Raw genomic sequence first — 23,731 nt, 5'->3', positions numbered from 1 at the left:
TGACCTCAAACGCGAAACTGGCGGCGCTCTTCGGCGCCGCCAGTCGAACTCTTGCGATCCTCCCTGCCGTTGCAGGGCCGCTGATCAGGTGAACATGACCGTTCCGGCCTGCTCGACGGTCTGAAGCTCTTCGACACCCTGACCGTAGATCTCGGCGAGGACGCTCTCGACGCCATCGTAATCCGCGATCAGATAGGTGGCGCGGCCGTCATGCATGAACTCGAAGGTCACGCTGCTCTGAGCTGCCGCCTCGCCGTATTTCAGCACCAGGTGATCGCCCTCTGCAGCATCGAAATCGGTGATGATGCTCACGGCACCCTCGTCGGCCAGGTTGAAGACGAAGGCGTCCGCGCCGTCGCCACCCTGAAGGCGGTTCAGGCCAGCGCCACCGTAGAGGACATCGTCCCCCTCGTCGCCGCGAAGGATGTCGTCTCCTTCGTTGCCCTCGAGGTAATCGTTGCCTTCCTCGCCCATCAGCGTGTCATTGCCAGCGCCGCCGTAGATCGAGTCCATGCCCGAGCCGGCGCGCACCTTGTCATGGCCGACACCGCCGAGAATGAAGTCGTCGCCGCCGTTGCCGACGAGATAGTCGTCGCCTTCGTTGCCTTCGATCCATTCGGCCTCATCGCCGCCGCGCAGGCGATCCTCGCCCTCGGCGCCGCTCAGCACGATCTCGAACTCAGGCTCCTCAGCCACCGGTTCTTCCGCGACGGGCTCTTCCGCCACGGGCTCCTCGGCAACAGGCTCTTCAGCGACAGGCTCTTCTGCCACCGGCTCCTCGACCGCGGGCTCTTCAGCGACGGGCGCTTCCGGCTCGGCGGGCTGCTCGACGGGAGCCTCGGGCTCCTCGGGTGCCGGCGCTTCGACGGCCGGAGCCTCGGGCTCCTCGACAGCGATGTCGCCATCGTTGCTCAGGACGGCCATGACCTCGTCGTGGGAATAGGTGACGTCGCCGAAGGTGTAGAACTCGATATTGCTGATCAGCGAGACCGCTTCTTCGAAGAGGCCGAGCATGAAGTTGCCCGCATCGGTGATCCAGCCGGAGACCGCGCCGATCACCGTGTCGAGCACCAGCGTGTCGATGCCTCTGCCACCGTCGATGGTGTCGGCGCCGGCACTGAAGTTGATCGTGTCGTTGCCGCGGCCACCGCGGATGTCGTTGTCGGCGGCGCTGCCGGTGAGCAGGTCGTCGCCATCGCCGGCGAAGACGTTCTCGATCGTGTTGGCGGCGATGTCGACGGCGATACCGGCGATCTTGCTGGCGCTCTCGGCGCTGAGATCGATGACGCTGTCGCTGGTCACCGCGGCGATGTTCAGCGTGTCGATGCCGCCATCGCTGTCATCGATGATCTGGCGCGACTTGAGATCGCTGCCCTCGTAGAGCAGGCCGAACTCGTCGGTGTAGACATAGACATCATCCTCGAGGCTCTCGGCATTGCCATGCACCTTGAGCGTGACCTCGCGCAGCGAGCCGGTCATCGGCTCGCCGGAGCCGGCCTGAGCGTCGGGGTTGGTGTTCTCGATCACCAGCTTCCAGGTCCCGGCTGACATTTCGCCCATCGTGGCCACCGAGGAGAACTCGAAATTCTTGACCACGCCGACCCGGTCGGTGTCGGGCAGATCGTACATCAGCTTGACGGCGGTGCCATCCGGCGAGACCAGCCAGACGTCGAGATCGCCGGTATACGCCCAGCTCAGGTTCATCGAGAGCTGAACGTGCTCGACCTCGATATCCTCGGTGACGTTGATATCGACCTCGATGCGATCGTTCTTGCCGGCGATCAGCATGTCGTCGGTCTTGACCGAGGTCTCGAGGGTTTCACGGTTCTCGAGGGTTTCCTGCGTCGTCCAGATTTCGGCGAGCCGCACTGCATCATGCGCGTTGAGCATGCCGTAGCCGAAGCTGTCGGAGAAATGCATGCCGCCGCCATTGACGTTCTCGGCGCCGTTGGTGACCCAACCCTCGCCATGCGCCACGCCGTCGCCGAGCCCCGCCTTGCGGGCCGAGATGGCGAGGATCTGCTGGATGTCGCGATAGCCGAGCTCGGGGTTGGCCTCGAGCATCAGCGCGATCACGGCGGTAACCGCCGGGGCCGCGAAGGAGGTGCCGTCGGCGCCATCCTTGTAGCTGTTGTTCGGCAGGGTGGTGAAGACATCGGTGCCGGCCGCCGACAGCAGCACGTTGGCGCCGATGCTGGTGAAGCCCGCGGCATCGCCGTTGGCCTTCACGCCGCCCACCGCGATGGTGTAGGGCGAGTTCTGGAAGTTGTGATAGTTCGAGATGCCGTCGCTGCCCGAGTTGCCGGCGGCGAACACCATCGAGGTGCCCAGCCCGTCGCGGCCTTCGCCGGCGGTGTAGGCCAGCGCCGCTTCCATCTCGGCGCCCGCCGATCCCTTCGAGAAGTTGTCCGCGAAGTTGGCGGTGAAGCTCCAGCTGTTGTTCAGCACGTCGAGCTCCGCGCCGGCACGGATGCCGTTCAGCGCCTGCTCGACGACGTTCGCGCTGCTGTAGTTCATCGCGAGGCCGACCAGCGTCGCGTCATAGGCGATGCCGACGGAGCCTTCGCCGTTGCCGGCTTCCGCCGCGATCACACCGGCAACCATGGTGCCGTGCGAGCTCGCCAGCTTGGTCGGCCGGATGTCGATATCGCCCGTGTTCTGATCGAAATCGTAATCCAGGGTCTGATCGTAGGCCGATTTGAGATCGGCATGCTTGTAGTCGATCTGGGAGTCGAGAACGCCGACCTTGATGCCCTCGCCGGTATAATCTTCCCACACGGATTCAACATCGATTTTGATGTCGGATCGGTTGGAGGCTTCAAAGAACCAGCTGCGCGTGAAGCTCGGGTCCGAGGAAGGTCCGACATCGATCCCGGCCTGCGCGAGATCAAGATTTGCCCTAAGGGTAGTACCAGTCATTAGTCGCCCTTTTGTTCAACTGGAGGTGGATCCTCCGCCTTTGTCTGCTCTTGTTAGACAAAGCAAAGACGACCGAAATGGGACGTTCAACCGGCAAGAATCAGGGGATTCGATCAAAACCGGGCAGCACCCTCGCGCTGTGGTGGAAACGCCACAGTCGCGACCCGGATCGTAACCTTAGCGAAATATTACACGTCATTACGGGTGCCTAGCGAGCACTCAATCTGCTTTAGATTGTTTTGCAAAGCTTGAAATTGCAATTCGCTAAGCTGACCGCTTACAACCTTTACGGTAGAAGCCCTCAGTTTGCCGTGTTTCGCCTGTGGAGACCGTGGACTCGGTCAATTTCAGAAATCGCGATCCTTGGAATCGCGCGCGACCGTGACAGCCGAAATCGCCCATCCAGCGTCACAAAGCGCGGCGCCGCCGGCCCTGCCCCGCCGCCGCAAGCACAAACGCCCCCGCGAAATCCCGCGGGGGCGCTCCTCATGGCACATCTATATATAGTGTCCCGTCGATTACTCCGCCGGCTTCATCCGACCGGAGGGCGTGTCCTCCCGCGTGCGGTCGCGCTCGACATACTCGTCGTGGATATCGCCGGGCATGTTGTGCTCGGCCTCGCGGTCGCTGCGGTAGCGCTGGCGGTGGCGGTGCATCATCAGGTCATCCCAGCGCAGCGCCCGCACCAGCGACCAGGCGATCAGGCAGAGCACCACCGCGAAGGGGAAGCCCGCGACCACCGCCGCCGCCTGCAGCGCCTCGAGCCCGCCGGCGAGCAGCAGCACCGAGGCCACCGCACCTTCGGTCACCGCCCAGAAGATGCGCTGGACCTTCGGCGGGTTGGGATCGCCGCCGGCGGTCAGCATGTCGATCACGAAGCTGCCCGAGTCCGACGAGGTCACGAACCACATCACGATCAGCACCGTAGCAAACACCGCCGTGACGCTCGACAGCGGGAAATACTCCAGCAGCACGAACATGGTATTGGCATAGTTTTCCTGCGTGGCCTCGACCAGCGCCTGATCGCCGCCGAGCGAGATCGAGATCGCGGTGCCGCCGAAGGCGGTGAACCAGAAGAACATGATCGTGCAGGGCAGCAGCATCACGCCGAGGATGAACTCGCGCACCGTGCGGCCACGGCTGATGCGGGCGATGAAGACGCCCACGAAGGGCGCCCAGCTGACCCACCAGGCCCAGTAGAAGATCGTCCAGCTGTCCTGCCAGCTGCCGCCATCGTTGCCACCGACCCAGCCTTCGCTCCAGGTACCGAGCTGGATCAGCCGGCTGAGATAGTAGCCGTAATTGTCGATGAAGCTGTCGAAGATGAACAGCGTCGGGCCGACGATCACCATGAAGGCGAGCAGCACCATGGTCAGGATGATGTTGACGTTCGACAGCCGCTTGATGCCGCCGTCGAGCCCCGCCACCACCGAAAGCGTCGCCATCAGCGTGATCGCGGCGATGATGAGGATCTGCACCAGGGCGTTGTTGGGCAGGCCGAAGACCTGCTCGAGCCCGGCATTGACCTGCGTCGCACCGAGGCCGAGCGAGGTGACGATGCCGAACATGGTGCCGAACACCGCGACGATATCGACCACGTCGCCCCAGAAGCCGTAGACCCGATCGCCGATCAGCGGGTAGAGCGTCGAGCGGATCGAGAGCGGCAGGCCCTTGCGGAAATGGTAATAGGCCAAGGCCAGCCCGACCACGGCGTAGATCGCCCAGGCGTGGAAGCCCCAGTGCATGAAGCTGATCGCCATCGCCTCCTGCGCCGCGGCGACGCTCTGCGCCTCCTCCATCGGCGGGGCGAGGAAATGATACATCGGCTCGGCCACGCCCCAGTAGATCAGCCCGATGCCGATGCCGGCGCTGAACAGCATCGCCGTCCAGGAGAAGATCGAGTATTCCGGATCTTCCTCCATCTTGCCGAGCCGCACATCGCCGAACGGCCCGATCGCCATCACCAGGGTGAAGAGCAGGAGCGCATTGACCAGCAGGATCATCGCCCAGCCGAGATAGCGCGCCAAGAGGGTCTGCAGCCCGGTGAAGATGGTGTTGGCGAGATCGTTGAACAGCACCCCGAAGAGGATGAAGCCGACGATCAGCCCCGCCGAGACGATGAAGACGGGCCGGTGAACCTTTGGAAAGATCCAGAAGGAGTCCTGCGGTGGCATTTGCTTCATCTCGGTGTCCCTTTCGCTGTTCTCTTTCGCGAGGCAACGCATCAGGGGCGCAGAAAGTTCACAACCGGGTGAGCTTTTCCGGGGAAACGGGAACCGGCGGCGGCCCGCCGACGCGAGGCGAGGCCGCGCCCGGATGCCGCCGATGGGCCCGGGCGCGGCGCAGGCTCAGCCAGCGGCCGAGAGATCCCGGAGAACCGCCACCGACTGGGTCTCGACGGTCAGCCGGTCCGCGATCGGCTCGGCGCAGCTCACCGGATCGCGCGCGGTATCGAGGATGAGTTCCCAATCGCCCTCTTCCGGCAGCGTGAAGGTGCAGGCGTCGCCGCCATTGACCAGCACGATCAGGTCGGCGCAGTCTTCCTGGTGGTGGCGCATCCCCACCGCGAAAAGCCCGCCATCCTGCCAGTCATCGCCCGACATCTCGCGGCCCTCGGGGTGGATCCAGGTGGTCTCGGTGGCCTCGGGGCGCGGCCAGAAGCCGTAGGGCGCCAGGTGCCCGCGCCACTCGCGGCGCAGTGCGGTCAGCGCCGACACCGCCTCGACCAGCCCCGGCCGCGCGCCCTCCCAGTCGATCCAGGTGATCTCATTGTCCTGGCAATAAGCGTTGTTGTTGCCGCCCTGGCTCTGGCCCAGCTCGTCGCCCGCCAGCAGCATCGGCACCCCGTGTGACAGCAGCAGCGTTGCCAGCATTCCCTTCACCCGCGCCTCGCGGGCGGCGTTGATGCCGGCATCGTCGGTAGCGCCCTCATCGCCCATGTTGTCCGAGAGGTTGTGTCCGTGGCCGTCGCGGTTGCCCTCGCCATTGGCCTCGTTGTGCTTGTCGTTGTACGAGACCGTGTCCCACATGGTGAAGCCATCATGGGCGGCAACGAAATTCACCGAGGAGGTGGCGGGCCGCAGCGAATGATCGAACTGCACCGGGCTGCCCATCAGCCGCTCCGACAGGCCGGGCAAGAGCCCCGGATCGCGGCGCCAGAAGGCGCGCACGTCATCGCGGAACTTGTCGTTCCACTCGCGGAAGGGCCAGGGAAAACCGCCGACCTGGTAGCCGCCCTCGCCGACATCCCATGGCTCGGCGATGAGCTTGACCTGGCTCAGCACCGGATCCTGCCGGATGGCGTTGAAGAAGGCGCCCTCGCGCTCGAACCCGTCGGGCTCGCGCGCCAGCGTCGAGGCGAGGTCGAAGCGGAAGCCGTCGACGTGGAAGGCCTCGACCCAGTAGCGCAAAGAGTCCATCACCAGCCGCAGCACCATCGGATGCGAGACGTTGAGCGTATTGCCGGTGCCGGTGGTGTCGAAGCCGTGGCGGCGATCCTCGGGCGAGAGCAGGTAATAGCTGGCGTTGTCGATGCCCTTGAACGACAGCATCGGCCCGAGCTCGTTGCCCTCCGCGGTGTGGTTGTAGACCACGTCGAGGATGACCTCGATGCCCGCCGCGTGGAAGCGCTTCACCGCGGCGCGCACCTCGCGCACGTCCTCGCCCGCGAGGTAATTGCGGTTCGGCGCGAAGAAGCCCAGCGTGTTGTAGCCCCAGTAATTGCGCAAGCCCTGCTCGACGAGATGGCGGTCCTGCACCATCGCATGGATCGGCAGCAGCTCGATGGTGCTGACGCCGATCTTCTGCAGATGTTCGATCACCGGCTCCGAGGCGAGGCCGCGAAAGGTGCCGCGATCGGCTTGGACAACGCCCGGATGGCGCATGGTCAGCCCCTTCACATGCGCCTCGTAGATCACCGTGTCCTGCCAGCGCACGCGCGGTTGCTGATCGGCCTCCCAGTCGAAGACCGGATCGGCGACCACGGCCTTGGGCATGAAGGCGGCGCTGTCGCGCGTGTCGAGCTCGAGATCGGAGCCGCCCACCGGGTAGCCGTAGAGCGCATCATCCCAGGTCAGCGTGCCGCGCATCGCCATGGCGTAGGGATCGAGGAGGAGTTTGTGCGGATTGAAGCGGTGGCCCTCCTTGGGCTTGTGCGGTCCGTGCACCCGGTAGCCATAGGCCTGCCCCGGCAGCACGCCCGGGCAATAGCCGAAGAAAATGCCGCCCTCGGCGCGCGGCAGCTCGACCCGCGCCAGCTCCTCCTCGCCGGCGGCGTCGAAGAGGCAGAGCTCGACCGCGTCGGCATGCTGCGAGAACAGCGCGAAATTGGTGCCTTCGCCGTCGAAACGGGCGCCGAGCTGATCGGGGCGGGAGCGGGCGGGATCGACGCTGACGTCGCGCGGATCGATTGTCTCGTTATGCGAGTGAAGCATGACAGTGTCCGGGATCAGAGGGAGGGGAGAGACGGGCCGAAAGACGACCGGGAGGCGGGCATGGCGTGCGAAAAGCGGTCTGGCATTCGCGTGGGCATCCTCTCACGGTCGCTCGGGTGTCAAAGGGGTCTGCGCTGGGTCTTGTCCGGCACCTGCGACCGAAGGACGGGGAGACTCGCAGGCCGCACGTCTGCCGACCACGACCCCAACACGACATGGCCGCAATCGGTTCCCGAAAATTATCGCGCCGCCCGTCGAATTCCGCCCCGCGGATGTGTTGCCGGCCGGGCCAGCGGCCGCATCGGTCGAAATCCGCCAGCGGCTGTCGCGTCACCGAAAGCCCCGCTTGCACCCGTCGCGGGCTATGCCTAATTGCCGCGCATGGCTTCGAAAATCTTCGTCATGGACATGCGCGACGACGGCACCTGCCGTCTCTCCCTGAGCTTCCGGGGAGACCGCGGCACCGGCATCAGCCGCCTCTCCTGCGATCTCTCGCGGGACGATCTCCTGCAGCTCGCGGTGTTCGCCGAGGCCGGCGGCCTGCGCGACGCGCTCGGCGAGTCCGAGCCCTCCGAGCTCGAGCTCGACGGGCTGACGGTCACCGATGACCCGAAGCGCGGTGATCTGACGATGCTGCGCCAGCAGGGCTATTCCGAGCAGAGCGCCAAGGTCGGCCGGGCGGTGTTTCAGGCCGAGATGGCCGGCGTGGTCGAGGTCTGCCTGACCCGCGCCGAGGAGTCGAAGCATGGCGAGACCCTTCGCGAGCTGCTCTCCGAGATCACCCCGCCCGAGCCGCTGCTCGCCGGTCTCAGCCCGGACGTGGCGGAGATGACGCTCTACCGCCTGCGCGAGATCGCCCTGATGCTGCTGGCGGCCAAGGCGGCGGAGCGCGGCTCGTCGCTCGGGCGGCTCTTGCGGGCCAAGAAGAGCCGCGAGCGCGCCGAGGCCGAGATCGGCGCCTATCTCTCGGCGCTGGCCGGCAACCTGCTGCCACGGCAAGTCCGCCGCGCCCGCGAAGCGCGGCTCGGTCTCAGGGTCATCGACAACCCGGGCAAGATCTCGGAACGGAGCTAGGACCAGCGGCGCGGAACTTCCTGCCGTGGTCCCCGGAGGCCGGAATGCGCTGTCCCGCGAGGGACGGCACGGAGCGGGAGGTCACGCGGCCGGCCCTCCCCACAGGGCCGCGTGACGGGCTCAGACCTCTTTTTCGTTCGGGTTGACCATCTGGCATTTCCAACCGGTCACCCGAAAGGCCGGGTGGGTCTCGGTCCATTTCGCAAGCTCGGGCTGGGCGCCCATCATGCAGGTCATCGGGGAGATGTCGGTGAACAGCAGGCTGCGTTCCTGGCACTGATCTGGCGCTGTGGACAGACAGGCCACAAAAAGAAGCTCAATCATGTTTGCCTCGTGGGTTGGGACGTGATGCAGTGTCAGAGTCACGTAGGCAGGATGAAAAATGGCTCAAACCATTTGTGTCAGCCATGCTGCACTGCAGCATGTGGCTAAATTTTCAGCGGATAATGCCCCAATATGACACATTTTGGGCGTTAAATAAAGGTAAACAAAGCTGACCAAATGGTAACGCGTGTCCTGCCGCCCCTGTCGCTCAAAGCCCGGCTCGGCCTCGCCGCGGGGCTTCTGACGCTGACCACGCTGCTCACCGCAGCGATGGTGGTGCTGGGCATGGCGCAGGTTTCCGACCGGCTCGACAGCGCGCTGGCCGCCGAGCGGCGGCTCGAGGAATACGCCGCGCTCTCGACCCAGGTCTCGACCTTCATCGTCGTGGCCGCCGAGGTCATCCAGCGCGGCCAGCCGCCCGAGATCCGCGCCGAGCGCACCGACACCATCGCCCGGACCCTGCGCCAGACCTTCGCCCGGCTGCGCGCCGGGCTCGATGCCGAGGTCGCCAGCGCCGAGAGCCTCGGGCTCGACGCCCAGACCCGCCGCGCCACGCTCTCGCTCTCCATCGCCCGCATGGAGGCGCGTTTCGCGCAGGCCCATGACGGTCTGGTCTCCGAGACCTCCGACCGCGACCGCCTGCGCGCCTATCTCGATACCTTCGCCTCCGGCTTCGAGCCCCTGCTCGCCGAGGCGGTGAACGAGGAGAAGCGCCTCCGCCGCGAGATCCTCACCGGCATCGATAGGCTGCGCCAGCGCCTGACCACGGCGGCGCTGATCATGGGGCTGGCGGCGCTGCTGCTCTGCGCCGGGGTCTATTTCGGCCTCGTCGGCCCGCAGTTCCGCCGACTCGACGCGCTGCGCGCGGCGGCGCAGCGCATCCGCGGCGAGGATTTCGCCATCCGCCTGCCCGACGACCGCCGCGACGAGATCGGCCAGCTCTACGCCGAGACCAACCGCATGGCCGAGGCCCTTGCGACCCGCGCCGAGACCGTGGCGCAGGATCGCGCCCGGCTGAACCAGATCATCGAGGAGCGCACCGAGGCGCTGCGCGCCGCCAACACAAGGCTCGAGCGCACCGACGAGGACCGCCGCCGCTTCTTCGCCGACATCTCCCACGAGCTGCGCACGCCGCTGACGGTGATCCTGATGGAAGCGCAACTCGGCCGTCAGGGTGCGCCCGACCCGCAATCCGCCTTCGCCACCATCGAGACCCGCGCCACCCGGCTCAACCGGCGCATCGACGACCTACTGCGCATCGCCCGCTCCGAGACCGGCCAGCTCGGGCTCGACACCGCGCCGGTCGACCTCGGCGCGCTCTTGCAGGATGCCATCGCCGAGACCGCCGCCGAGCTGTCGAACGCCGGCATGACGCTCGACGCGCCCGAAAGCCCCGAGGTCACCGTGCTGGGCGACCGCAACTGGCTGCGGCAGGTGATCGTCGGGCTGATCCGCAACGCCATCCGCCATGCCCGCAGCGGCGCCGCGCTGCGGCTCGAGATCGCCCCTGATGGCACTCTCGACGTGATCGACAACGGCCCCGGCATCGCGCCGCAGGATCAGGCGCGCATCTTCGACCGCTTCGCACAAGGCGCGGGCGGCACCGCGCAGGGCTTCGGGCTCGGCCTCGCGCTGGCGCGTTGGGTGGTCGAGCAGCAGGGCGGCACGATCGCGGTGACAAGCCCCCTGCCCCGCGAGACGGCCCTCGGCGATGCACCCGGGACAAAAATCTCGGTTCGCCTTCCGCCCGCCAGCGCGTAGTCTCCCGCCATGACCGGATCCGCGCCCCTTCTGGTGGTCGATGACGACCCCGAGATCTGCTCCGCGCTGGCGCGCGGGCTGGGGTTGCACGGCTACGCCGTCGAGACCCGCAACCGCGCCGACACCGCCCTGCCCGAGCTGACCGGACAGCGCTACGTCGCTGCCGTGGTCGATGTCATGCTCGGCGCCGACAGCGGCATCGAGCTTGTTCGCGCGGCCCGCGCGAGCGGGGCGCAGCTGCCCATCGTCATGCTCTCGGCGCTGTCGGAGGTCGAGCACCGCGCCGCCGGGCTCGAGGCCGGGGCGGATGACTACGTGGTCAAGCCGTTCTCCTTCGACGAACTGGTCGCGCGGCTCAAGGTGCAGGAGCGCCGCGTCGCGGCGCTGCGGCCCTCCCCCGCCCGGCTGCGCGCGCAGGACCAGAGCCTCGCCACCGAGACCCGCTCCGAACATCTGACCGAACGCGAGTTCGCGCTGCTGGCGCTGCTGGCCGAGCATGCCGGCACCCCCCTGCCCCGCGGCCAGATCTTCGATGCGCTCTGGGCCGGGGAGTCGAGTTCGGAGAACGTCGTCGACGTCTATATCGGCTACCTGCGCAAGAAGCTCAAACCTGCCTCCGATTTCGGCTTCGAGATCACCACCGTGCGCAATCGCGGCTTCTGTCTCGAGGGTGTCGCCCCCACGCGCTGACCCTGCGGCAGTTAGGTCTTGCGCGCTCGCGCGTGTTTGGCGCAAACACCGGGGATGCAAGGACAGGAGCGCGTGATGGACCCGAGGCAGCTTGAGATGACCGTTCTGATGACGCCGGACATGGCGAATTTCAGCGGCAAGGTGCATGGTGGCGCGCTGCTGAACCTGCTCGACCGGGTGGCGTTTTCCTGCGCCTCGCGCTTCTCGGGGCGCTACGCGGTCACGCTCTCGGTCGATCAGGTGACCTTCAAGCAGCCGATCAACGTGGGCGAGCTGGTGACCTTCCGCGCCGCGGTGAACCATGTCGGGCGCACCTCGATGGAGGTGGGCATCAGGGTCGAGGCCGAGGACATCCGCAAGGGCACGCGGCGCCACACCAACTCGTGTTATTTCACCATGGTGGCGGTGGATGACGACGGCAAGCCGGCCGAGGTGCCGGAGCTGAAGATCCTCACCGAGACCGAGGAAAAGCGCAACCGCGCCGCCGAGGTCCGCCGCCAGCTGCGCCGGCAGTTCTCGAAGGAGCTGCAAAAGGCATCGGAGGGCTGAGGGGAACGGGCTTCGGGAGAGGCCTGCCTTATCGCTGACGATCGGTGCCGCTGGCGTTAGCCCGGCATGAGCATTCAGCCGCGCGGCCGATCTCTCCGCAGAGGCTCGAAATCGCCGATCTCAAGACCAGCCTAGGCAAGATCCCTGCTGAGCTAGGCTCATACGCAAGGCCCTCGACGGCGCGCAGCGCCATCGCCGGCCCGCGGGGTGGCGATCCAGCGCTACGAACCTCTCGATTTATCCCTGCCAAGTCCGAAGGACCTCACAACTAAGCGCCCAGCCCGACCAAATCGCCAGCCCGGGAGGCGGGCCGGCGATGGCGCGGCGCCCTTCGGGCTTGATTCCGCGCTTGGGCTCCGTTCAAGCCTTCGGAAGGCAGGCCTCGCACGCTCGGTACCGTCCACCCTGCAGCCTAATCGGTTGAACGACGTTCGCGCCCGCCCCTACTCCCACTCCAGCTCCGTATAGGCCACCGTCGCGTTGCGCGCGTTGAACGCCTCGAAGAGCGCCCACGCCCCGGCCTCGCTCGCCCCGATCTCCCGCACCGCCTCCCCCAGCCGCAACCCCGCGTCGATCGCCGCCCGCGCATCCCGCGCCAGCACGTCGAGATAGCCCAGCACCGGCGCCCCGCCCTCGGGCCAGTCGAGCACCGGCCCGCCATGCCCCGGCACCAGCCGCGCGACCTCGAGCCCGTGCATCTCCGACAACACCGCCTGCCAGCCCCGCAGGCTGCCATCGAGCGCCGGCACGTGCCGATCGAAGACCAGATCGCCGGCAAAGAGCGTCCCCGTTTCGCGGTCAAAAACCGTCAGATCGCTGCTGCTATGCGCCGTCTGCCAGGCCCTCAGCTCCAGCACCCGCCCGCCAAGATCGATCAGCGTCGCGTCCACGACCCCGCGCGTCACCTCCGGCGCCTCGGTGCCGAGAAACAGCGGCAGGCCGATCTCGCGTGCGAAGCTTTCGAGATAGTTGCCCTGCCGCTCCGCCAGCGCCCGCGCCAGCCCGGCATGGCCCACCACCTCGGCGCCCGCGAAAACGCCAGCCCCCAACACGTGGTCGGGATGCACATGGGTGAGGATCACGTGCCTGACCGGCAAATCCGTGCGCGCCCGGATCGCCCGCCACAGCGCCTCGCCGATCCACGCCGCCGAACCGCTGTCGATCACCGCCACCGCCGCGTCGCCGATGACGAAGCCGAGGTTCGACACGTCGCCGCCATTGCCCGCGTCCGGCTCCTCGATCCTGCCCTCGTGCACGAAGACTCCCGGCGCCACCTCTTCGACCGCCAGCGCCCCGCCTGCCGCCCGGCACAGCGCGCCCTCCACCGCGCGCGCCGCCAGCGCCGCCTCGCAGCCCTCCAGCGTTTCCGCCTCGAAGCCCGGCACCAGCGCCGCGCGGCAGGGCTCCCCCGCCAGCGCCGCGCAGATCATCACAACCGCCTCGAACATCGCGCCCCTCCTCGCCGCAGCCTCGCGCCACACGCCGCCGTGAACCATACCGACGATGCGCTCGGTATCGCTGCGCGCCGATCTGTGGCATGATCGGAGCCTATCCCATGCGAGGAGGAGAAGCATGGACCGCATCACCATCCCCGCCGCCCTTCTGGCGGCCGCCCTGGCGTTTCCGGCGCTCGCCGCCGACACCCAGAACCCGCTGACCGACAGCCCCACTTGGGAGAGCCTGCGCGGCGATGTCGCCGGCGAGGCCGAGATCGCCCCCGCCGACGGGCTGTTCACCGTCGAGGCGCCCTACCGCGCCGAGGACGCCGCCACGGTGCCGATCCACATCGTCCAGACCGACCCCTCGGCCCGCATCGAGACCGCCACCGTGGTGATCGACGAGAACCCGGCCCCGGTCGCCGGGGAGTTCACCTTCTCGCCCGCCATGGCGCCGCTCGATTTCGAGATGCGGGTGCGGGTCAACCAATATTCCAACGTCCGCGTCATCGCCGGCACCCCCGAAGGGCTGCGCATGGACGGGCGCTTCGTGAAAGCTTCGGGGGGCTGCTCGGCCCCGGCCACAAAGGATCCCGAGGTGGCGCTCGCCAACATGGGCCAGATGAAGCTGCGGCTCTTCGGTGCCGCCGAGGCGCCGGCGATCTCGGTGCCCCGGCGCGAGGCGCAGATCCAGATCCGGCACCCGAACTATTCCGGCCTGCAGCGCGACCAGATCACCCAGCTCTTCATCCCGGCGCATTTCATCGACCATCTCGAGGTCTGGCAGGGCGAGGAGATGCTGTTTGCGATGGATGGCGGCATCTCGATCAGCGAGAACCCGGTGTTCCGCTTTGCTTATGACGACAATGGCGCGCCCGCGCTCACCGTCCGGGCCAGCGACACCGACGGCAACGCCTTCGAGACCGAGTTGCCGAAGCTGGAGGGCTAGAGCGGCGGCGCCGGCGGATGACGCAGGCGGTTCTGATCGTCCATCAGCCGCAGACGGTGCGGCAGCGCATCGCCCCAGCGCCAGAGCACGGTGTTGCGCGCCTGCGGCTTCGCGCCGGGCGCGAAGCTCGGCACCACCATGCCGCAGAACCCGGCCTCGATCAGCCGTTCGGCCAGCGCCTGCGTCGGCGCCCGCCCCTCGTCCGCCTGCCGCGTGGCCCAGTCACGGATCGCCAGATCCGCCGGCCCGACGCCGAACTTCTCCAGTGCCGCCGCATCGCAGCCGTCGAACAGCGGCTCCAGATCCGCCTCCACCGCGACCAGCGTCACCGGCGAAAACATTCCCGCCTGCTGCACCTCGTTGAGCGCCGTCTCCACGCTGTCCGCGAGATAGAGCGCCGCCCGGCCGGGCCGGTTGAAGCGCCCGCCAAACTGCTTCGCCCCGTCACCCGACAAGGGCCGGTAGGCCCAGTAGGGCGAAAGCGCGCGATAGAGCGTGCCGGAATACCGCATCAGGTGAAGAGCATCAGGCGAAGACGCCCGCGTCCAGCCTGTCGAGATAGAGATGCACCCGCTCCGCATGGCCATCGCGCACCAGTTGCATCGCGGTGGCCTCGCCGAAGCCCGCAAGCGGGGTCGAGCGATACCAGGCATAGGCCAGGAGGTCGGAGCCGAAGCGCGGCGCCACGCGGTTGAGGATCTCGACCATCTCGCGCAGCCGCTTCTGGGTGCGCGGCGTGCCCACCCGGTTGGCGCGGGTCAGCGCGTCCCGGCCCAGACCGGCGGTCTGGGCGATCTCGTCCACGGTGGTGCGCAGGCTCTGCGCCATCAGCCGCGGCGCGAAGAGGCCGTGATCGGAAACACCCTGAAGATCCATGTCATGCCACCCATTCTGACGCACTTCCCGTCAATATGGGTGGCTTTCCACCAAATCACAAGGGCTCAGAAGAAACACACCACCTCCGCCTCGGCCTGCGCCCGGCGCAGATCGACGACCAGCGTGTTGGCGGCGACGGCGCTGTTGAACACCGCCATGCGCTCGCCCCCGGTGAGCCGCATCGACAGCACGGTCTCCGCCTCGACGTATTTCTCATAGGGCAGGATTGCCGCGATCTCGTCGATCGAGCAGGCGCATTGCCGCAGAACCTGCCGGCTCTGGCCATTCGCGGCCATGCAGCCGAAGACGTAATCCGCCCGGGCCTCGGTCGGGTAGTCGTTGAGCCGCTCGGCCACGCCCTGCGCCGCGGCCCAGCCCGGCGCCACCAGCGCCAGCCCGAGACCGAGCACCACCGCGCGGATCATTGTCCGCTCACCTGCTCGAAGCGCAGCGCCGAGAGATAGCCCTCCCCGGCCCCCTGCGCCCCCGGCGCCTCGGCCACCAGGCTGAGATACCAGCCCGGCACCTCGTCCGACATCGTCACCCGCAGCTCGAGATCGCCGAAGCCCATCATCCGGTCGCGGTTGGGATCGTCGAGGAAGGGCCGCAGCGTGACGGTCTGGGTCGCCACGGTCTCGCCCCCGAACTCCGCCTGGCCGGTCTCGATCTCCGCCGGCTTCACCAGCGCCTCCTTGACCCGGTTGCGGATGTAGAACGGCGAGCCGCCGGCGGTTTCCGCCATGTCGCGGATCACGCTCTCGTAGAACACCATGATCATCGGGTTGCCGACGCTGGCCGGGAAGCTGCCGAGATTGCGGTGCTTGCCGTCCTGGCGGAATTCCAGCGTCGCCAGCACCGCCTCGCCCTCGTCGAAGGACAGCGCGATGGCGCCGGTGTCGCGCTCCGCCGCCTCGGGCTTGGCGGCGTTGTGCACCTCGCGGGTATAGGTCAGCTCCGCGTCGCGGCTCACCGCGTCGAGCGTGCCGCCCTTGAACAGCAGATCATAGGTCTGCTCCGCCTCCGTCGTCGCCGCCCCGCCAGGGACCGCGAAACAGCTCAGTGCCGCCACGAGGGCCAGTGTCTTGCGCATGATGTGTATCCTCCCGCGCCCCATGCTATTCGCCCTGCCCCCCCTGTCATTGCCGACTTTTGTCGGTGCCGCGCCCCGGCGCCCCCCGCGCCGCGCCCTGCCCTTCTTCTGGCCGGAAATATCCCGGGGGTCCGGGGGGCTGGCCCCCCGGCGCGGCGCCGGAAACCCGGTACCTCACTCCGCGGCCTCCTCCGGCGCCTGCCAGCGCACCTTCCACTCGATCAGCGGGCGCAGCCGCGACAGCTGCACCGGCTTGGTGAGCAGCGAGAAGCCCTCCCGCGCACCGCGCTTCAGCAGTTCGTTGCTGCGGTCTGCGGTGATCATGATCGCCGGCACCTGCAGGCCGCATTCCGCCCGCACCGCGGCAATCGCGCGGTCGCCGGTCTCGCCATCGTCGAGCTGGTAATCGGCCAGGATGATGTCCGGTGCCATGCCCATGTCACGCACATGGGTGAGCGCCTCCGCCGCCGAGCGCGCGGCGAAGACGCTCGCGCCCCATTGCTCGAGCTTGTGGGTGAAGGCGTAGAGCACGTCCGGGTCGTTCTCGATCACCAGGATGAGGTAATCCATCTCGGCCTCGGCCACCGCCGGCGTCTGGTCGCAGCCCTCCTGCGGCGCCGCCGGGCGGCCCGCCGCCGCCTCCATCTCGATCGAGAACACCGAGCCGATGCCCGGCTTCGAGCGCACCCGCACCTTGTGACCGAGATGGCGGCAGGTGCGGTCGACGATCGACAGGCCGAGCCCCACCCCGGAGCCCAGCGGTACGTTGTCGGCGCGGGCAAATTCCTCGAAGATCCGCTTCTGGTCCTTGCGGCTGATGCCGATGCCGGTGTCCCAGACCTGCAGCTCCACCGCAGCGCCCTTGCGCCGGCAGCCCACCAGCACCCGCCCGCCCGCCGGCGTGTATTGCAGCGCGTTGACCACGAGGTTCTGGATCGAGCGCAGCAGGTAGACCGGGTCAGAGCGCACGAAGACCATGCTGGGCACCACGTCGAGCTGCACGCCCCTGCGCTGCGCCACCGGGGTCTGGTCCTCCCAGACGCTGCGCATCAGCGTGCCGAGGCACACGTCCGACGGCGTCAGCGAGCGGTCCGCCGATTCCAGCCGCGAGATGTCGAGCAGCGAATGCAGCAGCTGCTCGATCGAGGAAAACGCGCCGTCGAGCCTCTCGACCATCGGGGCAAAGCGGCTCTCCGAGGCGCTTTCCTTCAGCGTCGCGATCAGCAGCTTGGCGGCGTTGATCGGCTGCAGCAGGTCGTGGCTGGCGGCGGCGAGGAAGCGGGTCTTCGACGACACCGCCGCCTCGGCGCGCTCCTTGGCGACGCGCAGCTCCTCCTCGACCCGCGCCATCTCGGCGAATTGCTGGCGCAGCTGGACATTGGCGCGGGTCAGCTCCTCGGTGCGCTCTGCCACCCGGTTCTCGAGCATCACCGTGGCGCGGGTTTCGAGCGTGACATCCTTGAGCTCGAGCAGCACACCGCCATCCGGCAGCCGGTGGGCGTGCAGGTCGAGCATCCGCCCCGTGGCGTGGCGCACCCTGCGGCGCAGCCGCCCCTGGCGCTCGAGCCGGTCGAGCCAGTAGCCGATATCGAATTCCTCGGCCTCGGTGATCAGCGCGTGCTGGGCGACGAAGTCGAGCAGCCGGTGCAGGTCGGAGCCCTGCTGCAGCATGGTGTAGGGCAGCCCCAGCAGCTGGCGGAACTGCTGGTTGTACATCATCACCTCGCCCTCGGGCGAGAAGGTGCAGACCCCGGAGGTCATGTTCTCGAACACCGCCTGCAGGTAGTCGGCCTGGCGGTCGATCAGGCTTTCCTTCTCCGAGCGGTTGCGGCGCACGATCGAGGTGATCTCGGTGAGCAACAGCACGATGTTCTCGGCGCTCGTGCGCTGCAGGTTGATCTGGTACCAGCGGTCGCCCACCAGCTCGATCACCAGAGACACCACCGAGGCCCCCACCCTGCCCCGCCGTGCCTGCGCCAGGGCGGTGTCGAAATTGCCTTCCACCGTGACCAGGTGCAGGCTGTCGGACATGGCGGCGAAGCAGGCGTCGATCGACAGCCCCGGCTGCAGCCGGTCGGAGATGTCGGGCAGCAGCGCCTGGAAGATCTCGTTGCAGACCTCGAGCCGCCCGGCGGTGAACAGCGCCACGCCCCCCTCCATCGCCGCCAGCGCGTCGGCGAGGTTCTTGCGCATGCGCAGGGTGTCGTCGCGGGCGTGGCGCAGCTCGTCGGTGGTGCGCTCGAGATCGCGGGTCTTGGCCCAGATCTGCCCCTGCAGCGCGATCGCCGACTGAAAGGCGCCATAGGCCGAGCCGCCGACCTCGTGCTGACGGTTGGCACGGCGCATCAGCGCGTCGATGATCTTGGCCTGCCGGGCGAGCTGGATGTCGAGCGGTTCGTCGGGGTCGATCATGCGAAGGCGCGCCTCCCCGGCTCGAAGAAAGCGACGCCCACGAAGGTCTGGTTCACATGCACCCCGCAGTGCTGCTCGCCATAAGTGTTGAAGCCCAGCACCCGGCGGCGGCGGAAGATCTCGCTAACCGGCGCGGTGAGCTGCTTCTGCTCGATCTCCAGCTTGCGCAGCACGCAGTCGAAGCCGAGCACGAAATCCGGCGCCGCCTCGCGCGGGCCCTTCACGTCGAGCTCGGCCTCCAGCGTCTCGAGGATCTCCTTGCCGCGGCCCAGCGTCAGGATCAGACCGTCATCAATGGCGCCGAGAAACGACAGCGCGTGGGCGCCCGGCGCGTCATGCACCGCGCGCACGTGATAGTTCATGTTTTGCCGCACCAGCATCGGATTCTCGGCAAAGACCTCCGGGGAGAGCTGCTCCACCGGACAGCCGACGATGCGGGCATATTCCAGCGCCGCCGGGGCGCCGTTGATCTCGAGCACCAGCCGCTCCTCGGGCAGCGCATCGGTCACCACCATCTGCTCCTCGGTGGGCAGGAAGTGATCGAAGCCCAGCCCCTGAAAGGCGAGGTCGGTCTCGAGCAGCAGCAGCAGCGCGGCGTTGGTGTGGAACCGCCCCTCGTGCAGCACGAAGGTTTCCTTGAAGGCTAGGTTGTCTCCGGCCGAGCCGCCGAACACCGGCACCTCGCCAAGCGCCGCCTCGAGCGTGGCGACCAGAAGGTCCTCCTGCTTCGAGAGGCCATCGGCGAAGATCAGCGCCAGCCGGTTCCAGCCGGCGGTGCGGCGGAAGCGGGCGGCGTGGGTACGCAGCTCGCTGGCGATGGATTTCATCGACATCGGCTTCAGTGGAGCGATCAGCATCGAGGCGCAGCGGAAATGCGCCCGCGGGAAGGCCAGCAGCAACAGCGCTTCGGTCTCGTAGCCCTCGGTGGTGATCGTGCCAGCCGTCGTGCAACCGAAGACCGGCACCCCCCCTGCCCCGGACTCGAGCGCGCCCGCCACCGCCTCGAGCGAAAGCCCGTCGGGCACGAAGGCCAGCACGAAGCAGGTCTCGGGAAGGTCGATGCCCGCCAGCACCTCGCGCACCGCCGCCTCGGCGCTGGTGGCGCGCGACACGGCAACCTGCACGAAGCGCGGCGGCGTCTGGTCGTCGCGCATGCGCTAGCGGCTCAGGAAGGCCTGCGCGTCGGCCTCGCCGGCGCCGATGGCCGTGGCGGGCGACGAGTTCTCGACCAGCACCGCCGCCTGGGTGCGGTTCTGCACGCCGAGCCGGCGCAGGAGCGCGGTGATGTGGGCCTTGACCGTGGCCTCGGCCAGCGACAGCTCGTAGGCGATCTGCTTGTTGGGCTTGCCGGCGCAGATAAGCTTCATGATGCGCTGCTGCTGCGGCGTCAGCTCGGCGAGCTTCGGGTGCAGCGCCTCGAAGGGCACATCGCCGCCGACGGATGACGCGCTGCTCTGGTAGCCGGGATGCACGTAGGGCGCACCGCTGGCAATCTCGCGCAGCGCCTGGCGCAGCATCGGCGCCGGGGCGTCTTTCGGCAGGAAGCCCGCCGCGCCCTCCTCCATCAGCGCCTGAACCACCTGCGCCGAGGTCAGCGACGAGATCACCAGCACCGGCACGTCAGGCAGCGCCTCGCGCAGCTTCTGGAAGCCGGAGATGCCGCACACGTCCGGCAGCTTGAGATCGAACATCACCAGGTCGGGCGAGACGCCCGCCTCGATCAGCGCCAGCGCCGCGCCGAGGGTCTGGGCCTTCTCGACCCGGCAGTCGGGAAACACCAGCTGGATGGCCGCCGCCAGCGCATCGCTGTAGAGCGGATGATCGTCGACGATCACGACGGATCGCACGGCGTCCGGCAACCGGGCCTCGGTAATGTCTTTCATTGAAACGTCCTCCCGCTAGGGACGTTAGCGCAGGGTTTTTCGTTCGCGCAATGGTGTTGTGGGCGTCCGGCCGAACTGGCGGCTTCCCGCAGGGCCGGACGCGGTTGCCGGCCGTCGCTATTTCAGCGCGCCGCTCTGCTTCGCGACATGGGTGGCGATGGCATCCATCAGCGGCGGCGACAGGCAATCATAGGGCTCGAGCCCAAGCTCGCGCAGCCGGCCACGGATCTCGTCCATGCGGTCCGGGTCGACACCCGACTCGATGATCGACGACACGAAGGCGGCGAATTCCGCCGGCGCCCAGCCCGATTGCGGCGACAGCTCGGTATGAACGAAATCAAGCCCGTAGAACGGATGCCCGGTATTCTCGATACGGCCATACATGTGGACGCCGCAGCCCTTGCAGGCATGGCGCTGGATCGCGGCCGACGCATCGACGATCTCGAGCTTCTCTTCATGCGCGGTGACCTTGAGCTTGTCGCGCCCGACCACGGCGACCTGGCTGAAGATCGCGCCCGCCGGCTTCCAGCACTTGGTGCAGCCGCAGACGTGGTTATGCGCGGTTTGTGCCTCCACCGTCACCACCACCTGATCGCTGGGACATTTGCATTTCAGCGTCCCGCCGGAAAAGCCGGGGGTCGCAGGCTTCACACCGTCATCGACCGCGGGGTGGATTTTCACATGCGTATATTTCGGTGCGGCGCTGTCGCTCTCGCCGCCAAAGATCTTGTCGAGAATTCCCATTTGCTGATGTCTCCTCCCTGTGGGCGCCGCCTCCATACGGCCCCCTGCCGGGAGGGTGCGCCCGGCGAGGGATTCGGACAATGCAACCATTCGTATCGGCCCAAAGGCGGAAATGCGGGATTTCCACTGCCGAACTGCGCTTTTCTGGCAGGAAAGCGGCGTTTGCCCGGGCGCATCGCGTGGTGTTTCGGGAAAATGTCGGTCGAATCGGAAAGTTATGCCGTCAGAGGCCGCAACTTTTGTCCCATCAGCCCGGCAGTGACCAGTCCGAGCGCAGGATCCGCGCGATCGCGTCTGGCGGCAGGCAGGCATCGAGCGAAATGGCGCTCGCTCCGGGCAGCTCCGGCGCCGCCTGTTCGTCCTGCATCTCGCCGGTGAAAGAGAGGTCGGTGATCTGGACCAGCCGCAAGGCGTGGGTCTGGCTCAGCATTCCCAGCCGCCGCAGCAGCGCCGCGCCCGGCGTCTCGAAGCCGGAGGCGATGACCAGCTCGCCATCGGTTGTCAGCCGGTCGAGCGACACGAGGCAACGGTCGAGCGGCGGATCGTCGAGCCGCCCGGCCATCGCATGCGCCGCGGCCATGTCATGCGCCCGCACCAGCCCCGAGATAACCTCCTGCATGGCCCCTGCCCCGGATTGCGGCGGCACCAGCACCGGGGCGCCGGAGCCGATCGCCAGCAGCCCTACCTGCCCGCCCGCCTCGATCACCCGCCAGCCGATCAGCACCAACGCCTCGGCGGCGGCCACGGAGCGAAACGCCCGGATCAACCCGCGCAGCATGGAGGGACGAAAATCGGCGACCAGCATGGTCTCGTTCGCGCCCCATCCGGGGCAGCCCGCCAGCGCGGTGTCGCGCAGCGCCTCGAGGTCGCGACAGCGCAGTGTCGCACCGGGGACATCGAGCGCGGCCGTCATACCGGGCGGCTCACGAACTGGGCATCGGGCGTCGAAGTCGGGCTCATCATCGCTCTCGGGTCTCTGCGGGCTCGGCCTTGGGGATCCAGTCTAGCCAAGAGCACCACGGCCCGGAACACAGCCAAGGGTCGCAACGGATTGTCAGCCGGTTTTTGGTGGCTTGTCAGGGGTACAAAAGCCTAACGAATTGAAAATACGCAGTTTTATAGATTGTCAGCTGACAATTTCAGGCTTGTGGGCCATTTCCCCGCCGTTTTCGCGTGATTTGCCCCGAAAACCCGGCTTTCGCGCCTCGGTCGGCCGGAGTCATTTGCATCGTCACAGGGTCGCGTTGCCGATGACCCATCCTAAGCATCTTCACGGGGACCCTCGCAAGCCCCAGCTCACGAGGCGACGCATCGCGTGGGGTCACTGGTCAAGCGATGGACACAAGACGCACCCCCCGGACAGGGATCTACCGCATGGTCAGAGAACCAAGGAAACCCACGCTTGAGGGAGCTGCGCCCTAGGCAAAGGCCGGCATCGCCGCACGCCGTCCAGCCGCCGCCAGCATGGCGCTGACCGAGAAGCTGCCCTTGCGCGCAACCTGTGTCAGCCGTCGCAGGTAGGCCCCGGGCTTGCGGATCTCGCTGGCTCGTTCGAGCAGGCAAAGCACGGTTGCCGCGGCGCGCTCCGCGCCCATGATGCGCTGCGCCTCATGCAGCACCGGTGGATCGATCCCGAGCATCGGTGCGAGCCTGTGCGACATCGCGATGAGATCGTGCCAGCCTCGTGGCTGATCGGGGAAGAAGGCCTGATACTCCCGGCAAGCCTCGGTGATCATCGGCACGGTAATCGCAGCGACCTTCTCTGCAGATCCGACGCTTTCCGCAGGTAGAGCCTCGGAGGTCATCGCGGACTCAGAGTCAGAAATAGAATTATCTGTTTCTTGTATGTGCCGCTCATTCCGGGCGGCGCTGGCGCTCATTTTGGTTGTTTCGGCCACGGGCCCGGGCTTGGGCTCGACGGTCTCCGGGGCAGGGAGCGCGGCCTCGAGGCGGCTCACCAGCTCGGTGAGATCCTGCTCGGAGGCGCGACGGCGCAGCATCAGCCGGGCGGCGTCGATCAGCACATCGGCTGCGCCATCCTCGGTCAGGCGATGGCGCAGCATCCCGAGCCGGGCTCGCAGCACCGCGATGCGCTCGCGTTGCGCGGTGACGCTCTCGGCAGCGGAAGCCAGCGCGGAGGCGTGGCGGGCGAGGGGGGAGAGATCGAAGCCGAAGGCGATGCCGATGCTGCCCGACTGGCCGCGCGCGTAGCGTTTGCAGTTCGGGCTGTCATGACGGCTGACAATGCCGGTCTCGACCAGCTTTGCCAGGTGCCGGCGCAGGGTGCTCTCGGGCATACCCGAAAGCCGCTCTGCGAGCACGCGGTTGGAGGGGAAGACGATGGCGCTCTCGGGAGCGTCGGGCAATTCGCGCTCCGGCCAGAAGGTCAGCAGCGCCTTCAGCACCGACAGCGTGCGGTGGCCCAGCCCGAACGCCTCGGCGCCGGTGGTCAGGTCGCGCAACAGGGCCCATTTGTCGGGCATAGGGGGAGTGTGCCGTTGCGAGGCTTCCGATGACGGCAGACAAGCCGAGACCGGTCGCCCGAACGGGGGTCGGGACGTGTTTTCCATGTGACATTTCACGAAAGACAA

Annotated in this window: 20 protein-coding genes; 5 read left to right on the top strand and 15 right to left on the bottom strand. The window is 67.4% G+C overall.

Features of this window, described 5'->3' with window-relative positions; genetic code table 11:
• Positions 1-84: 84 nt before the first annotated feature.
• From KUV62_RS14860 to glgX, 3 genes are all read right to left on the bottom strand, one after another.
• The gene (locus tag KUV62_RS14860; protein ID WP_222604503.1) at positions 85-2,919 is read right to left on the bottom strand and encodes a S8 family serine peptidase; all 2,835 of its coding nucleotides are present in this window, start codon (positions 2,917-2,919) and stop codon (positions 85-87) included.
• A gap of 518 nt (positions 2,920-3,437) precedes the next feature.
• A complete protein-coding gene (locus KUV62_RS14855; protein ID WP_222604502.1) occupies positions 3,438-5,102 on the bottom strand; it encodes a BCCT family transporter in 1,665 nt (554 codons plus the stop codon).
• A gap of 165 nt (positions 5,103-5,267) precedes the next feature.
• On the bottom strand, positions 5,268-7,352 hold the full coding sequence (glgX, locus tag KUV62_RS14850) for a glycogen debranching protein GlgX (RefSeq protein WP_222604501.1): 2,085 nt from the start codon (positions 7,350-7,352) through the stop codon (positions 5,268-5,270).
• A 381-nt stretch (positions 7,353-7,733) separates the two neighbouring features.
• Between glgX and KUV62_RS14845 the strand changes: the two genes are divergently transcribed.
• Positions 7,734-8,426: a hypothetical protein gene (locus KUV62_RS14845; protein WP_261395677.1), complete on the top strand. Its 693-nt coding sequence runs from the start codon at positions 7,734-7,736 to the stop codon at positions 8,424-8,426.
• Between the two features lie 120 nt (positions 8,427-8,546).
• On the opposite strand, the gene KUV62_RS14840 is transcribed toward KUV62_RS14845, so the two are convergent.
• A complete protein-coding gene (locus tag KUV62_RS14840) occupies positions 8,547-8,750 on the bottom strand; it encodes a hypothetical protein (protein ID WP_007802616.1) in 204 nt (67 codons plus the stop codon).
• A 177-nt stretch (positions 8,751-8,927) separates the two neighbouring features.
• Here KUV62_RS14840 and KUV62_RS14835 point away from each other — a divergent pair, with 177 nt between their 5' ends.
• The 3 genes from KUV62_RS14835 to KUV62_RS14825 all read left to right on the top strand — a co-directional run bounded on the left by KUV62_RS14835 (position 8,928) and on the right by KUV62_RS14825 (position 11,750).
• On the top strand, positions 8,928-10,511 hold the full coding sequence (locus tag KUV62_RS14835; protein WP_222604500.1) for a sensor histidine kinase: 1,584 nt from the start codon (positions 8,928-8,930) through the stop codon (positions 10,509-10,511).
• Positions 10,512-10,520: 9 nt separating this feature from the next.
• The gene (locus KUV62_RS14830) at positions 10,521-11,201 is read left to right on the top strand and encodes a response regulator transcription factor (protein ID WP_222604499.1); all 681 of its coding nucleotides are present in this window, start codon (positions 10,521-10,523) and stop codon (positions 11,199-11,201) included.
• Between the two features lie 75 nt (positions 11,202-11,276).
• Positions 11,277-11,750, top strand: coding sequence for an acyl-CoA thioesterase (locus KUV62_RS14825; protein ID WP_222604498.1), 474 nt, complete (start codon positions 11,277-11,279; stop codon positions 11,748-11,750).
• Between the two features lie 443 nt (positions 11,751-12,193).
• Here the strand turns inward: KUV62_RS14825 and KUV62_RS14820 are convergent, their stop codons facing one another.
• A complete protein-coding gene (locus KUV62_RS14820) occupies positions 12,194-13,198 on the bottom strand; it encodes a quinoprotein relay system zinc metallohydrolase 2 (protein WP_222604497.1) in 1,005 nt (334 codons plus the stop codon).
• Positions 13,199-13,322: 124 nt separating this feature from the next.
• Here KUV62_RS14820 and KUV62_RS14815 point away from each other — a divergent pair, with 124 nt between their 5' ends.
• A complete protein-coding gene (locus tag KUV62_RS14815) occupies positions 13,323-14,135 on the top strand; it encodes a quinoprotein dehydrogenase-associated SoxYZ-like carrier (RefSeq protein WP_222604496.1) in 813 nt (270 codons plus the stop codon).
• Here the strand turns inward: KUV62_RS14815 and KUV62_RS14810 are convergent.
• The 10 genes from KUV62_RS14810 to repC all read right to left on the bottom strand — a co-directional run bounded on the left by KUV62_RS14810 (position 14,132) and on the right by repC (position 23,710).
• A complete protein-coding gene (locus KUV62_RS14810; RefSeq protein ID WP_222604495.1) occupies positions 14,132-14,647 on the bottom strand; it encodes an RES family NAD+ phosphorylase in 516 nt (171 codons plus the stop codon). The genes KUV62_RS14815 and KUV62_RS14810 overlap by 4 nt on opposite strands.
• A 13-nt stretch (positions 14,648-14,660) precedes the next feature.
• On the bottom strand, positions 14,661-15,011 hold the full coding sequence (locus tag KUV62_RS14805) for an antitoxin Xre/MbcA/ParS toxin-binding domain-containing protein (protein WP_222604494.1): 351 nt from the start codon (positions 15,009-15,011) through the stop codon (positions 14,661-14,663).
• 65 nt (positions 15,012-15,076) lie between these two features.
• On the bottom strand, positions 15,077-15,436 hold the full coding sequence (locus tag KUV62_RS14800; protein WP_222604493.1) for a hypothetical protein: 360 nt from the start codon (positions 15,434-15,436) through the stop codon (positions 15,077-15,079).
• Entirely contained in the window at positions 15,433-16,101 is a 669-nt protein-coding gene (locus tag KUV62_RS14795) for a hypothetical protein (RefSeq protein WP_222604492.1), read from the bottom strand. Before KUV62_RS14795 ends, KUV62_RS14800 begins: the two co-directional genes overlap by 4 nt.
• Positions 16,102-16,275: 174 nt before the next feature.
• Positions 16,276-18,513, bottom strand: coding sequence for a PAS-domain containing protein (locus KUV62_RS14790; RefSeq protein WP_222604491.1), 2,238 nt, complete (start codon positions 18,511-18,513; stop codon positions 16,276-16,278).
• On the bottom strand, positions 18,510-19,667 hold the full coding sequence (locus KUV62_RS14785) for an FIST N-terminal domain-containing protein (protein ID WP_222604490.1): 1,158 nt from the start codon (positions 19,665-19,667) through the stop codon (positions 18,510-18,512). The genes KUV62_RS14790 and KUV62_RS14785 overlap by 4 nt, the downstream gene beginning before the upstream one ends.
• Positions 19,668-19,670: 3 nt before the next feature.
• Complete coding sequence (locus tag KUV62_RS14780) at positions 19,671-20,396, bottom strand: response regulator (protein ID WP_222604489.1); 726 nt, start codon at positions 20,394-20,396, stop codon at positions 19,671-19,673.
• Between the two features lie 117 nt (positions 20,397-20,513).
• Positions 20,514-21,140: an S-(hydroxymethyl)glutathione synthase gene (gene gfa / locus KUV62_RS14775; protein ID WP_222604488.1), complete on the bottom strand. Its 627-nt coding sequence runs from the start codon at positions 21,138-21,140 to the stop codon at positions 20,514-20,516.
• A 247-nt stretch (positions 21,141-21,387) separates the two neighbouring features.
• On the bottom strand, positions 21,388-22,053 hold the full coding sequence (locus KUV62_RS14770) for a hypothetical protein (RefSeq protein WP_222604487.1): 666 nt from the start codon (positions 22,051-22,053) through the stop codon (positions 21,388-21,390).
• 505 nt (positions 22,054-22,558) lie between these two features.
• Complete coding sequence (gene repC / locus KUV62_RS14765) at positions 22,559-23,710, bottom strand: plasmid replication protein RepC (RefSeq protein ID WP_222604486.1); 1,152 nt, start codon at positions 23,708-23,710, stop codon at positions 22,559-22,561.
• Positions 23,711-23,731 lie beyond the last annotated feature (21 nt).

The sequence above is a fragment of the Salipiger bermudensis genome (genome assembly GCF_019801965.1).
GTDB classification, from domain to species: Bacteria; Pseudomonadota; Alphaproteobacteria; order Rhodobacterales; family Rhodobacteraceae; genus Salipiger; species Salipiger bermudensis_A.
The sequence above is the reverse complement of the archived record's forward strand: the minus strand, read 5'-3'. Positions and strand labels throughout refer to the sequence as shown.

What these genes read in the sequence shown, in the direction of transcription:
- KUV62_RS14860 (WP_222604503.1), bottom strand. Translation starts at nt 2,919, where the DNA reads ATGACTGGTACTACCCTTAGGGCAAATCTTGATCTCGCGCAGGCCGGG.
- KUV62_RS14855 (WP_222604502.1), bottom strand. Translation starts at nt 5,102, where the DNA reads ATGAAGCAAATGCCACCGCAGGACTCCTTCTGGATCTTTCCAAAGGTT.
- glgX (WP_222604501.1), bottom strand. Translation starts at nt 7,352, where the DNA reads ATGCTTCACTCGCATAACGAGACAATCGATCCGCGCGACGTCAGCGTC.
- KUV62_RS14845 (WP_261395677.1), top strand. Translation starts at nt 7,734, where the DNA reads ATGGCTTCGAAAATCTTCGTCATGGACATGCGCGACGACGGCACCTGC.
- KUV62_RS14840 (WP_007802616.1), bottom strand. Translation starts at nt 8,750, where the DNA reads ATGATTGAGCTTCTTTTTGTGGCCTGTCTGTCCACAGCGCCAGATCAG.
- KUV62_RS14835 (WP_222604500.1), top strand. Translation starts at nt 8,928, where the DNA reads ATGGTAACGCGTGTCCTGCCGCCCCTGTCGCTCAAAGCCCGGCTCGGC.
- KUV62_RS14830 (WP_222604499.1), top strand. Translation starts at nt 10,521, where the DNA reads ATGACCGGATCCGCGCCCCTTCTGGTGGTCGATGACGACCCCGAGATC.
- KUV62_RS14825 (WP_222604498.1), top strand. Translation starts at nt 11,277, where the DNA reads ATGGACCCGAGGCAGCTTGAGATGACCGTTCTGATGACGCCGGACATG.
- KUV62_RS14820 (WP_222604497.1), bottom strand. Translation starts at nt 13,198, where the DNA reads ATGTTCGAGGCGGTTGTGATGATCTGCGCGGCGCTGGCGGGGGAGCCC.
- KUV62_RS14815 (WP_222604496.1), top strand. Translation starts at nt 13,323, where the DNA reads ATGGACCGCATCACCATCCCCGCCGCCCTTCTGGCGGCCGCCCTGGCG.
- KUV62_RS14810 (WP_222604495.1), bottom strand. Translation starts at nt 14,647, where the DNA reads ATGCGGTATTCCGGCACGCTCTATCGCGCGCTTTCGCCCTACTGGGCC.
- KUV62_RS14805 (WP_222604494.1), bottom strand. Translation starts at nt 15,011, where the DNA reads ATGGATCTTCAGGGTGTTTCCGATCACGGCCTCTTCGCGCCGCGGCTG.
- KUV62_RS14800 (WP_222604493.1), bottom strand. Translation starts at nt 15,436, where the DNA reads ATGATCCGCGCGGTGGTGCTCGGTCTCGGGCTGGCGCTGGTGGCGCCG.
- KUV62_RS14795 (WP_222604492.1), bottom strand. Translation starts at nt 16,101, where the DNA reads ATGCGCAAGACACTGGCCCTCGTGGCGGCACTGAGCTGTTTCGCGGTC.
- KUV62_RS14790 (WP_222604491.1), bottom strand. Translation starts at nt 18,513, where the DNA reads ATGATCGACCCCGACGAACCGCTCGACATCCAGCTCGCCCGGCAGGCC.
- KUV62_RS14785 (WP_222604490.1), bottom strand. Translation starts at nt 19,667, where the DNA reads ATGCGCGACGACCAGACGCCGCCGCGCTTCGTGCAGGTTGCCGTGTCG.
- KUV62_RS14780 (WP_222604489.1), bottom strand. Translation starts at nt 20,396, where the DNA reads ATGAAAGACATTACCGAGGCCCGGTTGCCGGACGCCGTGCGATCCGTC.
- gfa (WP_222604488.1), bottom strand. Translation starts at nt 21,140, where the DNA reads ATGGGAATTCTCGACAAGATCTTTGGCGGCGAGAGCGACAGCGCCGCA.
- KUV62_RS14770 (WP_222604487.1), bottom strand. Translation starts at nt 22,053, where the DNA reads ATGACGGCCGCGCTCGATGTCCCCGGTGCGACACTGCGCTGTCGCGAC.
- repC (WP_222604486.1), bottom strand. Translation starts at nt 23,710, where the DNA reads ATGGAAAACACGTCCCGACCCCCGTTCGGGCGACCGGTCTCGGCTTGT.